The organism is Halomonas sp., assembly GCF_014859505.1.
In the GTDB taxonomy this organism is placed as follows: Bacteria; Pseudomonadota; Gammaproteobacteria; order Pseudomonadales; family Halomonadaceae; genus Halomonas.
This window is the reverse complement of record NZ_JACUUD010000017.1, coordinates 11,657-24,305: the sequence shown is the minus strand read 5'-3', so window position 1 is coordinate 24,305 and position 12,649 is coordinate 11,657. Positions and strand designations below refer to the sequence as shown.

Annotated in this window: 12 protein-coding genes; 10 read left to right on the top strand and 2 right to left on the bottom strand. The window is 67.7% G+C overall.

The window, feature by feature from the left end:
• Nucleotides 1-2: 2 nt before the first annotated feature.
• Together IBX53_RS04330 and IBX53_RS04325 are read right to left on the bottom strand one after the other, a co-directional pair.
• On the bottom strand, nucleotides 3-1,274 hold the full coding sequence (locus IBX53_RS04330) for an HlyC/CorC family transporter (protein WP_290905875.1): 1,272 nt from the start codon (nucleotides 1,272-1,274) through the stop codon (nucleotides 3-5).
• A 77-nt stretch (nucleotides 1,275-1,351) separates the two neighbouring features.
• Complete coding sequence (locus IBX53_RS04325) at nucleotides 1,352-2,152, bottom strand: inner membrane protein YpjD (protein ID WP_290905872.1); 801 nt, start codon at nucleotides 2,150-2,152, stop codon at nucleotides 1,352-1,354.
• A gap of 207 nt (nucleotides 2,153-2,359) precedes the next feature.
• On the opposite strand from IBX53_RS04325, the gene ffh reads away from it, so the two are divergent.
• The 10 genes from ffh to IBX53_RS04275 all read left to right on the top strand — a co-directional run bounded on the left by ffh (nucleotide 2,360) and on the right by IBX53_RS04275 (nucleotide 12,647).
• A complete protein-coding gene (gene ffh / locus IBX53_RS04320; protein ID WP_290905869.1) occupies nucleotides 2,360-3,769 on the top strand; it encodes a signal recognition particle protein in 1,410 nt (469 codons plus the stop codon).
• A gap of 123 nt (nucleotides 3,770-3,892) precedes the next feature.
• Nucleotides 3,893-4,141, top strand: a complete 249-nt coding sequence (gene rpsP / locus IBX53_RS04315; protein WP_290905865.1) for a 30S ribosomal protein S16 — start codon at nucleotides 3,893-3,895, stop codon at nucleotides 4,139-4,141.
• A gap of 41 nt (nucleotides 4,142-4,182) precedes the next feature.
• On the top strand, nucleotides 4,183-4,734 hold the full coding sequence (gene rimM / locus IBX53_RS04310; protein ID WP_290905861.1) for a ribosome maturation factor RimM: 552 nt from the start codon (nucleotides 4,183-4,185) through the stop codon (nucleotides 4,732-4,734).
• A 29-nt stretch (nucleotides 4,735-4,763) separates the two neighbouring features.
• The gene (gene trmD, locus IBX53_RS04305; RefSeq protein ID WP_290905858.1) at nucleotides 4,764-5,525 is read left to right on the top strand and encodes a tRNA (guanosine(37)-N1)-methyltransferase TrmD; all 762 of its coding nucleotides are present in this window, start codon (nucleotides 4,764-4,766) and stop codon (nucleotides 5,523-5,525) included.
• Between the two features lie 169 nt (nucleotides 5,526-5,694).
• Complete coding sequence (rplS, locus tag IBX53_RS04300) at nucleotides 5,695-6,051, top strand: 50S ribosomal protein L19 (protein ID WP_290905855.1); 357 nt, start codon at nucleotides 5,695-5,697, stop codon at nucleotides 6,049-6,051.
• A 112-nt stretch (nucleotides 6,052-6,163) separates the two neighbouring features.
• Nucleotides 6,164-7,063 carry a site-specific tyrosine recombinase XerD gene (gene xerD, locus IBX53_RS04295; RefSeq protein ID WP_290905853.1) on the top strand — a complete coding sequence of 300 codons (900 nt, stop codon included), beginning with the start codon at nucleotides 6,164-6,166 and terminating at the stop codon, nucleotides 7,061-7,063.
• Nucleotides 7,064-7,819, top strand: a complete 756-nt coding sequence (locus tag IBX53_RS04290; RefSeq protein ID WP_290905850.1) for a DsbC family protein — start codon at nucleotides 7,064-7,066, stop codon at nucleotides 7,817-7,819.
• Between the two features lie 126 nt (nucleotides 7,820-7,945).
• Nucleotides 7,946-9,262: a homoserine dehydrogenase gene (locus IBX53_RS04285; RefSeq protein WP_290905847.1), complete on the top strand. Its 1,317-nt coding sequence runs from the start codon at nucleotides 7,946-7,948 to the stop codon at nucleotides 9,260-9,262.
• Nucleotides 9,263-9,265: 3 nt separating this feature from the next.
• On the top strand, nucleotides 9,266-10,654 hold the full coding sequence (gene thrC, locus IBX53_RS04280) for a threonine synthase (RefSeq protein WP_290905844.1): 1,389 nt from the start codon (nucleotides 9,266-9,268) through the stop codon (nucleotides 10,652-10,654).
• A 187-nt stretch (nucleotides 10,655-10,841) separates the two neighbouring features.
• Nucleotides 10,842-12,647 (top strand): DHHA1 domain-containing protein, encoded by a 1,806-nt coding sequence (locus IBX53_RS04275; protein ID WP_290905841.1) that lies wholly within the window; start codon nucleotides 10,842-10,844, stop codon nucleotides 12,645-12,647.
• The last annotated feature ends 2 nt before the right edge of the window (nucleotides 12,648-12,649 follow it).

Sequence of the window (12,649 nt, the reverse complement as noted above, 5' to 3'; positions counted from 1 at the left end):
CCTCAGCGGCGGCGCGGGGCCTGCCAGCAGCGTGCGGCGGTGACCAGGTTGTCGCGCACCTCGAGGATCTCCATGCGCACGTTGCCCACCTGCAAGCAGGTGGGGCCGTCGGGAAAGGCCTCCAGGTGCTCGAGGATCAGGCCGTTGAGGGTCTTGGGGCCGTCGGTGGGCAACTGCCAGCCGAGGGTCTTGTTGATATCGCGAATGTTGGCGGTGCCCTCGATGAGCTGGCTGCCGTCCTCCTGGCGGTGGATGTCCTGCTCCATGCCCGCCACGTCGGTGGTGAACTCGCCGACGATCTCCTCGAGGATGTCCTCCAGGGTCACCAGTCCCTCAACGTCACCATATTCGTCGACCACGATGCCGATGCGACGTTTCTGCTTCTGGAAGTTGAGCAGTTGAGTATGGAGCTGCGTGGACTCGGGAATGAAGTAGGGCTCTCGGGCCTCCTGGACGATGGCTGCCTTGGTCACCTCGCCGCGGGACAGGAAGCGCGCCGCGTTGCGCAGATGCAGCATGCCGATGATGTTGTTGATATCGCCCTTGTAGATCGGCAGCCGGGTGTGCTGGCTGGTGCGAATCTGGGTCAGGATCTCTTCCAGGTCGTCATCCAGGTCGATGCCCATCACCTCGTGGCGCGGCACCATGATGTCGTTCACGGTGACGTTCTCCAGATCGAGGATCGAGAGCAGCATGGCCTGGTGGCGCTGGGGAATCAGGGTGCCAGCCTCGTGCACCACGGTGCGCAGCTCGTCGCGGGTCAGGTGGTCGGCCCCGCCGTCGATGTTCTTCACCCCCATCACGCGCAGCAGGCCGTTGGAGATGGCATTGACCAGCCAGACCAGCGGATAGAGCAGCTTGAGCAGCGGTTCCAGCACCCGGGAGGCCGGGAAGGCGATGCGCTCGGGCTTGACCGCGGCGTAGGTCTTGGGGGTGACCTCGGCGAAGATCAGTACGGTGATGGTCAGCAGCGCCGTGGCCACGGCGGGGCCGGTGACCTCGCCGAAGAAGTGGATGGCGATGATGGTGGCGATGGAGGCCGCCAGGTTGTTGACGAAGTTGTTGCCGATCAGGATCACGCCGATCAGGCGATCGGGCCTGGCGAGCAGCCGCACCACGCGCTGGGCCCGAGAGTCGCCACTGTTGGCCTGATGGCTCAACCGGTAGCGGTTGATCGACATCATGCCGGTCTCGGAGCTGGAGAAGAAGGCGGAGAGACAGATGAGCAGGAACAGCAGGCCGAACAGCAATCCCAGCGGGAAGTCGTCGCTCAAGTCGAAGGGTCCTCGTTGCGTGTCAGGCTCGATTGGACGGGAGGGGCGCGCGCGCTGTCAAGGCGCCCTGCGCGGCCTCAGCCACGGCCCAGCAGGACTTCCAGCACGAACTTGCTGCCGAAGTAGGCGACCAACAGCACGCCGTAGCCCCCCAGGGTCCAGCGCACCGCCCGCATGCCGCGCCAGCCCAGCCGGTGGTGGCTGAACAGCAGCACCGAGAAGATCACCCAGGCCGCCAGGGAGAGGATGGTCTTGTGGGCCAGGTGCTGGGCGAACATGCTGTCGAGGAACAGGAAGCCGCTGAGGATCGACAGGGTGAGCAGCCCCATGCCGGCCCAGATCAGCTCGAAGAGGACTCGCTCCATGGTGGTCAGCGGCGGCAGCGCCTGGACCAGCCCGCGGATATGGTGCTGCCGCAGGGCGCGGTTCTGCAGGCCCAGCAGCGCCGCCTGAACCGCGGCAATGGCCAGCACGGCAAAGGCCAGCAGCGAGCTCAGGGCATGCAGGGCGATGCCCGGCGTCAGCCCCTCGACGCGCTCGGGGCTAGGGAGTCCCGCCGCCAGCACCAGCGAAAGGCCAGCCAGCGGCAGGATGCCCACCGCGGCGTTGAGGATCGGCTTGAACAGGCTGACCAGCAGCAGCATCGCGACCACGCCGGCACTTATCACGATCACGCTGGTGGAGAGGCCGGGCAGCACCTGCTCGCCGTGACCGAACAGGCCGATGGCCAGCGGCAGGTGGCAGAGCAGCCCCAGCAGGGCCATGCCGCGCACCAGCAGCGGCTGTGGTGAGGCCCTGTGCAGCAGCACCAGGCCCTGCCAGGAGGCGGCGGCAAGATAGAGAACAAGGGCCAGGGTGGCCAGTAAGAGCGCCTGCATCGATTGCGTTCCGTGCGCCGGTGGAATGAATGACGTGGGTGTTCATGGCGTGGGGCTACTATACCCAATCCCCCGGGCAGCGCACAGCGCGGCGGATGCGTCACCCTGCCGTCGCGGCCGGGCGCCGGGAGGCTCGGCGCATGGAGACTGGTGGCGACTGCGCGTATAATCATCGCCACTTTCGGGCCGTCGTCTCTGGAGAGGCCAATGTTTCAGAATCTCAGCGAGCGTCTTTCGCAGACACTCAAGTCGATCAAGGGTCAGGCGCGCCTGACCGAAGAGAACATCAAGGAGACCCTGCGCGAGGTGCGCCGGGCGCTGCTCGAGGCCGATGTCGCGCTGCCGGTGGTCAAGGACTTCATCGAGCGGGTACGCGAACGTGCGGTGGGCCAGGAGGTCTCCAAGAGCCTCTCGCCGGGACAGCAGTTCGTCAAGATCGTCCAGCAGGAGCTCGAGGCGACCATGGGCGAGGCCAACGAGGGGCTGACCCTCAAGGGCTCGCCTGCGGTGGTGCTGATGGCCGGCCTGCAGGGCGCGGGCAAGACCACCTCCGTGGCCAAGCTGGCTCGCTACCTCAAGCACCGCGAGAAGAAGAAGGTGCTGGTGGTCTCCGCCGACGTCTACCGTCCGGCGGCCATCGACCAGCTCGAGACCCTGGCCAAGGAGGTCGGGGTCGATTTCTTCCCGTCGCGCTCCGACCAGAAGCCCGTCGACATCGCCGAAGCGGCGATGAAGCACGCCAGGATCCAGTTTCACGATGTGCTGATCGTGGATACCGCCGGTCGCCTGGCCATCGACGAGGCGATGATGGCCGAGATCCAGGCGCTGCATCGGGCTGTCTCTCCCCAGGAGACCCTGTTCGTCGTCGACGCCATGACCGGCCAGGACGCGGCGAACACCGCCAAGGCCTTCCATGAGGCGCTGCCGCTGACCGGCGTGATCCTCACCAAGGCCGACGGCGACGCCCGTGGCGGCGCGGCGCTGTCGGTGCGCCACGTCACCGGCAAGCCGATCAAGTTCATGGGCATGGGCGAGAAGGTCGACGCCCTGGAGCCCTTCCACCCGGACCGCATCGCCTCGCGGATCCTCGGCATGGGCGACATGCTGTCGCTGATCGAGGAGGCCGAGCGCACCGTCGACAAGAAGAAGGCGGAGCAGCTGGCCCGGAAGGTCAAGAAGGGGCAGGGCTTCGACCTCGAGGACTTCCGCGACCAGCTCCAGCAGCTCAAGAAGATGGGTGGCATGGGCGGCCTGCTCGGCAAGCTGCCCGGCATGGGCCAGATGGCCGAGATGGCCCAGGGCCCCGGCCCCGAGAAGGAGCTGGGCAAGCTCGAGGCGCTGATCAACTCCATGACCCCCCAGGAGCGCCAGCGTCCGGAGATCATCAACGGTTCACGCAAGCGGCGCATCGCCTCCGGTGCCGGCCTCCAGGTGCCCGACCTCAACCGCCTGCTCAAGCAGCACAAGCAGATGCAGAAGATGATGAAGAAAGCTGGCCAGAAGGGTGGCATGCAGAAGATGATGCGCGGCATGTCCGGGATGATGGGCGGCGGCGGTCCGGGTGGCCCCGGCGGCATGGGGGGGATGGGTGGCCCCGGCGGGTTACCCAGGCGGTAGGCCCGAAAAAGGTTCCCAAGCGGGGCTGTATTCCGTAGAATGCTGCCTCTTCACTGGCAGGACCGCGAACGTCGCGGCCCTTGTCGTGACCGAATCCAACACAACCGAAGGACTGAACAGGCCATGGTTACCATTCGTCTGGCTCGTGGTGGCGCCAAGAAGCGTCCTTTCTACCACCTGACCGTTACCGATTCCCGCAATTCCCGCGACGGCCGCTTCATCGAGCGCCTGGGCTTCTTCAACCCGATCGCGCGCGGTCAGGAAGAGCGCCTGCGCGTCGATCTCGAGCGCATTGCCCACTGGCAGAGCCAGGGCGCCATGCTCTCTGATCGTGTCGCCGAACTGGTCAAGGAAGCCCGCAAGCAGGCCTGAGCCTGACTTGCCGCCTGCTCGAAGGAAAGCCGAGGTCGTCGATGAGCGAACACGCTACCGTGCAGCCCGCTGACGATCACGTGGTGCTGGGCAAGTTGACCAGCCCCTTCGGTGTCAAGGGCTGGCTCAAGGTGTATTCGTACACCAGCCCCATGGAGGGCGTTCTCGACTACCCCCTGTGGGTGTTGAGGTCAGGCGAGAGCCTGGAGCGTCGGCGCCTGGTACAGGGGCGTCGTCACGGCAAGGGCCTGGTCGCGCTGCTCGAGGGGTGTGATACCCGCGAGGGCGCCGAGGCGCTGGCCGGGGCGGAGATCCTGCTGCCCAAGGCCGAGCTGCCCGAGCTCGACGCCGATGAACTCTACTGGCACCAGCTCGAGGGCCTGCGGGTCGTGACCCGCGAGGGCGTCGTGCTGGGTCGCATCGACCATCTCTTCGAGACCGGCGCCAACGACGTCATGGTCGTGAAGGGTGCCCTGGCCCCGGATGCCGTCGACGGCGGAGAGCGGCTGCTGCCCTACCTGCCCGAGGAGGTGATCCTCGAGGTGGACCTCGACGCTGGCGTGATGACCGTCGACTGGGACCCCGACTTCTGATGGTCGAGGGCTCCCAAGAGCCAGTGGCCATGTGGATCGGCGTCGTCTCGCTGTTCCCGGAGATGTTCGAGGCGATCACCCGCCACGGCGTCACCGGGCGGGCGGTGGAGAAGAAACGCATCGCGCTGGAGTTCTGGAACCCGCGCGATTACGCGATCGACCGGCATCGTACCGTGGATGATCGCCCCTACGGCGGCGGCCCCGGGATGCTGATGAAGGTCGAGACCCTGCGTGCGGCCATCCATGCCGCACGTGAGCGGGCCGAGCAGGCCACCGGGCAGCGCCCGAGGGTGGTCTACCTGTCGCCCCAGGGGCGGCGACTCGACCAGGCTGGCGTGCAGGAGCTGGCGTCCGGTCCCCCCCTGGTGGTGGTGGCCGGGCGATACGAAGGCATCGATGAGCGCGTGGTGGAAGCGGACATCGATGAGGAGTGGTCGATCGGGGACTACGTGCTGAGCGGCGGTGAGCTGCCGGCCATGGTGCTGATCGACGCCGCGGCAAGGCTGGTGCCCGGGGTGCTGGGTCATCAGGATTCCGCGGTCGAGGACTCGTTCAACGACGGGCTGCTGGACTGCCCGCACTACACGCGCCCCGAGGAGATCGACGGGCACTGCGTGCCGGAGGTTCTGCTCAGCGGCGACCATGGCGCCATCCGGCGCTGGCGGTTGAAGCAGTCCCTGGGTCGCACCTGGCTTCGCCGCCCCGACCTGCTGGAGGGCAGGACGCTGAGCAAGGAGCAGCGCCAGTTGCTGGCCGAGTTCATCGAGGAACACGCCCTGTCCACCGAGTAGGTCAGGGCGGAGGTGCAGGACGCGAGAGGCCGAGCCTTCGGGCAATCCTCACCGCGGACCTGCGTCACCCATCATCTCCCGCGCTCTCGAGCTCGCTCGGGCGCCGGGATCACGATTCATCGGCCATCCAAGCCGACTGATGAATCAGGTTATCAAGGAGTCAGTTGTCATGAGTAGCAAGAACAAGGTGATCCAGGCGCTCGAAACCGAGCAGATGAGCAAGGAAATTCCGGCCTTCGCCCCCGGCGATACCGTCATCGTTCAGGTCAAGGTCAAGGAAGGCACCCGCGAGCGTCTCCAGGCCTTCGAGGGCGTGGTCATCGGCAAGCGCAACCGCGGCCTCAACTCCGCCTTCACCGTGCGCAAGATCTCCCACGGCGTCGGCGTCGAGCGTACCTTCCAGACCTACAGCCCGCTGGTCGATTCCATCAGCGTCAAGCGTCGCGGCGACGTGCGCCAGGCCAAGCTGTACTACCTCCGCGAGCGCAGCGGTCGTTCCGCCCGCATCAAGGAAAAGCTGGCCTGAGGCTGCGCCTCGACCGCCGGTGGGTCGGGCAGTGCCCGGCCCTTCGAGACCCCGTCACCGCCTTCGCGGGGCGGGGTCTCGTGCCATCTGGGCCGTGCGTTTCTGACCTGCCATGACCTCGCTCGACAACGGTTCCCGCATCGATGCCTTCCTCGACGCCCTGTGGCTCGAGCAGGGCGTCAGCGAGCACACCCTGTCGGCCTACCGGCGCGACCTCTCGGCCTGGGCGGGGCGCCTCGACGGACGGGGCGAGGCGCTACTGGCACCGGCGCCGGAGGCGCTGCCGGGCTGGCTCGACGAGCGCCGCGAGGCGGGCTATCGGCTCACCAGCAACGCCCGGCTGCTCTCGAGCCTGCGGCGTTTCTACCGCTGGGCGCTGGAGTCGGGGCTCATCGAGGGCGACCCGCTGGCCGAGGTGCGCCTGCCGCGGGTGCGGCCGGCGCTGCCGAACACCCTGGAGGAGGCGGAGGTGGAGCGGCTGATCGCCGCGCCGGATGTTGCCACGGACCTGGGGCTGCGCGACCGGGCCATGCTTGAGGTGCTCTACGGGGCGGGGCTGCGGGTCTCCGAGCTGGTCGGCCTGACCACCGATGCGGTCAACCTTCGTCAGGGGGTGGTGCGGGTGCGCGGCAAGGGCGACAAGGATCGCCTGGTGCCCCTGGGCGAGGAGGCGGTAGAGTGGCTGTCACGCTACCTGCGCGGGTCGCGTGGCGGCCTGATGCGCGATGCCACCCGGCCGGCACTCTTCCCGGGGCGGCATGACCAATGCATGACCCGCCAGGCCTTCTGGTACCGTATCAAGGCTCATGCGCGCACCGCGGGGATCGAGCGACCGCTGTCGCCGCATACCCTGCGCCACGCCTTTGCCACCCATCTGTTGAATCATGGGGCCAACCTGCGTGTCGTACAGCTGCTGCTGGGTCACAGTGACCTCTCGACCACGCAGATCTATACCCATGTGGCGCAGGCGCGCCTGGAGCGCCTGCATGCCGACCATCATCCCAGAGGCTGAATGATGAAGATCCCTTTTCGAACCCTGCTCGGCGGCCTGCTGGCCACCACCCTTGCCGTTCCGCTGCTGGCCCAGGCCGACTCCCGCCAGGACATGGCCGAACAGCTGGCCGAGCGGCTGGCGGTCAACGGCCAGCCGATGCCTGTGCAGAGCGTGAGCGAGACCCCCGTGGCGGGCTTCTTCGAGGTGCACCTCGAGACCGGTGAGCGCTTCTACAGCGACGCCGAGGGGCGCCACTTCCTGGTCGGCGACCTCTACGAGAACGGCGACCAGGGGCTGGTCAACCTGACCGAGCAGGCTCGCAACGGCGAGCGTGCCGCTCGGCTGTCCCAGGTGCCCGAGGCCGAGCGCGTGATCTTCCGCGGCGCCGGTGAAAGCCGCGCCGAAGTGGTGGTATTCACCGACACTACCTGCCCCTACTGCCGCCAGCTCCACGAGGAGGTGCCGCGGCTCAACGAGTTGGGGATCGAGGTGCACTACCTGGCCTTCCCGCGCTCCGGCATGAACGCTCCGGGCGCCCGCACCCTGCAACAGATCTGGTGCGACGCTAACCCCAGCGAGGCGATGAGCACCGCCAAGCGCCAGGAGTCGCTTTCCGGGGCCGCCGACTGCGACAATCCGGTCGAGGCACAGTATCATCTGGGCCTGGAGCTCGGCGTTCAGGGCACACCGGCCATCGTGCTGCCGGACGGCCGCCTGGTCCCCGGCTACGTGCCGGCGGAGCGACTGGCCGCCATGCTCGGCCTCGAGGGCTGAGACCCGACGAGTCATACCAGAGAGACGCCGGCCCAGGAGCCGGTACTCGGGTCTGCCCCCGGGCCGCCCCGGAGGCCTGAACACAAAGCCTGACCACTCAAGAATCATGCGAGCAGGAGCGAGACATTGAAACCGGTGAGAGTAGGAATCTGTGGGCTGGGTACCGTCGGTGGCGGTACCTTCAACGTGCTGACGCGCAACGCCGAGGACATTGCCCGGCGTGCGGGCCGCCCGATCGTCATCGAGCAGGTGGCCTATCGCACGCCCAACCCCGACTGCGACCTCACCGGCATCCAGACCACCGCCGATGTCTTCGAGGTGGCCACCAACCCCGATATCGACGTGCTGGTGGAGCTGATCGGCGGCTATGACGTGGCCCGGGAGCTGGTTCTTACCGCCATCCAGAACGGCAAGCATGTGGTCACCGCCAACAAGGCGCTGATCGCCGTGCATGGCAACGAGATCTTCGCGGCGGCCCATGAGGCGGGCGTGATCGTGGCCTTCGAGGCCGCGGTGGCCGGGGGGATTCCTGTCATCAAGTCGCTGCGCGAGGGGCTGGGTGCCAACCGCATCGAGTGGGTGGCCGGCATCATCAACGGCACCGGCAACTATATCCTCACCCACATGCGCGACGAGGGCCGCGCCTTCGAGGACGTGCTGGCCGAGGCACAGGCGCTGGGCTATGCGGAAGCCGACCCGACCTTCGATGTGGAGGGCATCGATGCCGCCCACAAGCTGACCATCCTCGCCTCCATCGCCTACGGCGTACCGCTGCAGTTCGAGAAGGCCTTCACCGAGGGCATCTCCCGGGTGACCGCGGAAGATGTGGAGCAGGCCGATAACCTGGGTTATGTGATCAAGCACCTGGGTATCTCCAAGCGCACCGACCAGGGCCTGGAACTGCGCGTACACCCGACGCTGATCCCCAAGGAGCGGCTGCTGGCCAATGTGCACGGCGTCAAGAACGCCATCGCCATCATGGGCGATGCGGTAGGGCCGACCCTCTACTACGGCGCCGGCGCCGGCGCCGAGCCCACCGCTTCCTCGGTGGTGGCCGATATCCTCGACGTGGCCCGCGACATCGCCACCGACCACCACTACCGGGTGCCCTATCTGGCCTTCAGCGGCATCAGCGAGGACGTCAGCCAGCTGCCGATCATGCCCATGGAGGAGATCATCTCCGCCTACTATCTGCGGCTGCTGGCGGTGGACCGTCCCGGCGTGCTGGCCCGGGTGGCCACCATCCTGGCCGAGCAGGGTATCTCCATCGAGGCGCTGATCCAGAAGGAGGCGACCGAGGGCGAACTGGTGCCGATCATCCTGATGACCCACCGCACGGTCGAGAAGCAGATGAACGAGGCGATCCGCCAGATCGAGGCCATGGCCGATATCGCCGGTCCGGTGATGCGGATCCGCGTCGAATCCCTGGACGAGCAGGAATAACCCATGCGCTACATCAGCACCCGCGGGCAGGCGCCCGCGCTCTCCTTCGAGGAGGTCGTGCTCACCGGCATGGCCAGCGACGGCGGCCTCTACGTGCCGGAGACCGTGCCCCAGCTGTCGACCGATGACCTGTCCGAGATGGCCGGCCTGTCGTATGCCGAGATCGCCTTCCGCGTCATGAAGCCCTTCGTCAACGGCGAGATCGATGATGATACCTTCCGCCGCCTCGTGACGGAGGCCTACGCCACCTTCAGCCACGATGCCGTCGTCCCGCTCAACCAGCTCGACGCCAACCACTTCCTGCTCGAGCTGTTCCACGGTCCGACCCTGGCGTTCAAGGATGTGGCGCTACAGCTGCTGGGCCGCCTGCTCGACCACTTCCTGAATAAGCGCGGCGAGCGTGCGGTGATCATGGGCGCCACCTCCGGCGATACCGGCTCCGCGGCCATCGAAGGTTGCCGCCACTGCGACAACCTCGACATCTTCATCCTCCATCCCTACCAGCGGGTGTCGGAGGTGCAGCGCCGCCAGATGACCTCGGTGCTGGCCGACAACGTCTTCAACGTCGCCATCGAGGGTAACTTCGATGACGCCCAGGCCATGGTCAAGGCGAGCTTCGCTGACCAGTCCTTCCTGAACGGCACCCGGCTGGTGGCGGTGAACTCCATCAACTGGGCGCGCATCATGGCCCAGATCGTCTACTACGTGGCCTCCGCCGTGGCGCTGGGCGCGCCGCACCGCAAGGTGAGCTTCTGCGTGCCCTCGGCCAACTTCGGCAACGTCTTCGCCGGCTACATGGCCTACCGCATGGGCCTGCCGGTGGAACGCTTCGTGATCGCCACCAACGCCAACGACATCCTGCACCGCACCCTGGCCGCCAACGACTTCTCCAAGCAGGAGCTCAAGGCGACCCTGGCGCCCTCCATGGATATCGTGGTGTCGTCCAACTTCGAACGGCTGCTGTTCGAGGCCTACGACCGCGACGGCGCCGCCGTGGCGGCCCTGCTGGAGCGCTTCCAGGCCGAGCCGACCGCCCTGGCCGATGCGCCCCTGACCCGGCTGCGAGAGCTCTTCGCCAGCTACAGCGTGGATGACGCCACCATCCTCGAGGTGATTCGCGAGGCTCACCACCGTACCCAGGAGATCCTCGACCCGCACACCGCCACCGGCTACCGGGCCGCCGAGCGCGAGCGGGGCGATGCGAGCGTGCCGATGATCACCCTGGCCACCGCCCACCCGGCCAAGTTCGCCGAGGCGGTGGTCAAGGCGGGCTTCCCGGGTGTGCCGCTGCCGCCGCACATGGACGACCTGCTGGAGCGCGAGGAGCGCTACACCGTGCTGCCGGCGGAGCTCTCCGCGGTGCAGCGGTTCGTGGTCGACAACCGCCGCTGAAGCCGGAAGCGGCAAGCAGCGAGGGGCGCCGGGGACAGGTCTGGAGGGGGTCTTTTTCCAGGGAAGGAAAAAGTAGCGTACAGGGAAGTATTCACAGCGCCCCCGAACAGGCCTGTCGCCGGATCAGCCCCGAGCGGGCTGCTGCCTCTGCGTTCTCAACTGCCAGCATTATCTGCAGGAGTCAGGCTTGAACGCCGTCATCGATCCCATCGATCTGAGTGAGCGCCTGAGGCCGCGGATCCTGCCGCGGCCCCGGGACGCCGCTCTCTATGCCCGCGCCCAGCGCGAGGGGCTCTCCGAATTGCAGGCGCGGGTTCTGGCCGGGCGCCTGGCAGGCTTTACGGGCGAGATCGCACCGCTGGTGTCGCCCAGCCTTCGACATCTCGCCCACCCCGAGCAGCTGGCCGACGGGCGCCGCGCCGCCGAGCGCATTGCCAAGGCGGTGATCGACGGCGAGCACATCGGCATCCTCACCGATTATGACGTGGATGGCATTACCTCCCACGTGGTGATAAGGCGCACCCTGGTGGAGCTCTTCGGCGTGCCGGAGGCGAAGCTGCACAGCCTGATCGGCCACCGCATCCATGACGGCTACGGCATCAGCCTGCCGCTGGTGGAGCGCACCCTGGCGCTATCGCCGCGTCCGAGCCTGGTGATCACCGCCGACTGCGGAAGCAGCGACGAGCCGCGCATCGCGCGCCTGGCCGCCCAGGGCATTGACGTGGTGGTCAGCGACCACCACGCCCTGCCGGTGGAGGGGCCGCCGCCCTCGGCCCACGCCTGTGTCAATCCCACCCGGGATGACTGTGCCTACCCCGACCCCACCATCGCCGGCTGCATGGTGGCCTGGCTGGTCATGTCGCTGGCCCGCGGCGTGCTGATCGAGTGGGGGGTGCTGCCCCAGGCCACCCCCAAGCTCTCGCCCTGGCTCTCCTATGTGGCGCTGGGTACGGTGGCGGACTGCGTCTCCCTGGGCGGCAGCCCCGCCAACCGCGCCGTGGTGACCCACGGCCTGGCGCTGATCAACCGCATGGAGGCCGCCTGCTGGCGGGCCATGGCCGAGCGCCTGGGGGCCGACAGCGTGCCCTTCGACGCCGAGACCCTGGGCTTCCAGATGGGACCGCGGATCAACGCCCGCTCGCGGCTCGACGACCCCTATGCGGCGCTGCACTTTATGCTCGCCGAGCAGGATCATGTGGCGAGCCGCTACCTCGATGTGCTGGATCAGGATAACCAGTCGCGCAAGGCGATCGAGGCCGACATGGCCGAGGAGGCGAGGGCGCTGGCGCTGCCGGCCCTGGCCGCCGACGAGCCTGCCGTGGTGGTCTTTCTGGAGAACGGCCACCCCGGCGTGCAGGGCATCGTCGCCTCCAGGCTGGTGCAGGCCTACGGTCGGCCGGCCCTGGTGCTGACCCCGGCCGCGGCGCCGGGCATGCTGACCGGCTCGGGCCGCTCCATCGAGGGGCTGCACCTGCGCGACGCCCTGCAGCGCACCTATGCGCTGGCCCCGGAGGCGCTGCCGCGCTTCGGTGGGCACCGCGGCGCCGCCGGCGTCGGGGTGCCCGCGGAGCGTCTCGCAGTCTTCAAGGCGGCCTTCCTGCAGGCGGTGGGCGAGCAGTTGGGCGGCGCGGCGCTCTATCCGAAGATCCTCACCGACGGCGAGCTGGGGGCGCAGCAGCTGAGCCTGGCGACCCTGGACGAGCTTCAGGCGCTGGGCCCATATGGCCGCGAGTTCGAGGCGCCGCTGTTCCAGGGCGACTTCGTGGTGGAGGCGCTGCGCCCGGTGGGCGGCGACGGCATCCACCTGATGCTGGAGCTCTCGGCGGGCGCGGTGAGCCACCGGGCGATCTGGTTCCGGGCGCTGACCCCCGGCGAGATGCCCGCCTTCGGCGTGGGTGATCGGCTGCGCTGCGCCTACAAGCTCAACCGCAACCGCTGGCGGGGCCGGGAGAGCCTGCAACTGATGGTCGAGCACGCCGAACCCATACAGTAAGG

Coding starts and splice junctions, on each gene's coding strand:
- IBX53_RS04325 (WP_290905872.1), bottom strand. CDS start 2,152: ATGCAGGCGCTCTTACTGGCCACCCTGGCCCTTGTTCTCTATCTTGCC.
- ffh (WP_290905869.1), top strand. CDS start 2,360: ATGTTTCAGAATCTCAGCGAGCGTCTTTCGCAGACACTCAAGTCGATC.
- rpsP (WP_290905865.1), top strand. CDS start 3,893: ATGGTTACCATTCGTCTGGCTCGTGGTGGCGCCAAGAAGCGTCCTTTC.
- rimM (WP_290905861.1), top strand. CDS start 4,183: ATGAGCGAACACGCTACCGTGCAGCCCGCTGACGATCACGTGGTGCTG.
- trmD (WP_290905858.1), top strand. CDS start 4,764: ATGTGGATCGGCGTCGTCTCGCTGTTCCCGGAGATGTTCGAGGCGATC.
- rplS (WP_290905855.1), top strand. CDS start 5,695: ATGAGTAGCAAGAACAAGGTGATCCAGGCGCTCGAAACCGAGCAGATG.
- xerD (WP_290905853.1), top strand. CDS start 6,164: ATGACCTCGCTCGACAACGGTTCCCGCATCGATGCCTTCCTCGACGCC.
- IBX53_RS04290 (WP_290905850.1), top strand. CDS start 7,064: ATGATGAAGATCCCTTTTCGAACCCTGCTCGGCGGCCTGCTGGCCACC.
- thrC (WP_290905844.1), top strand. CDS start 9,266: ATGCGCTACATCAGCACCCGCGGGCAGGCGCCCGCGCTCTCCTTCGAG.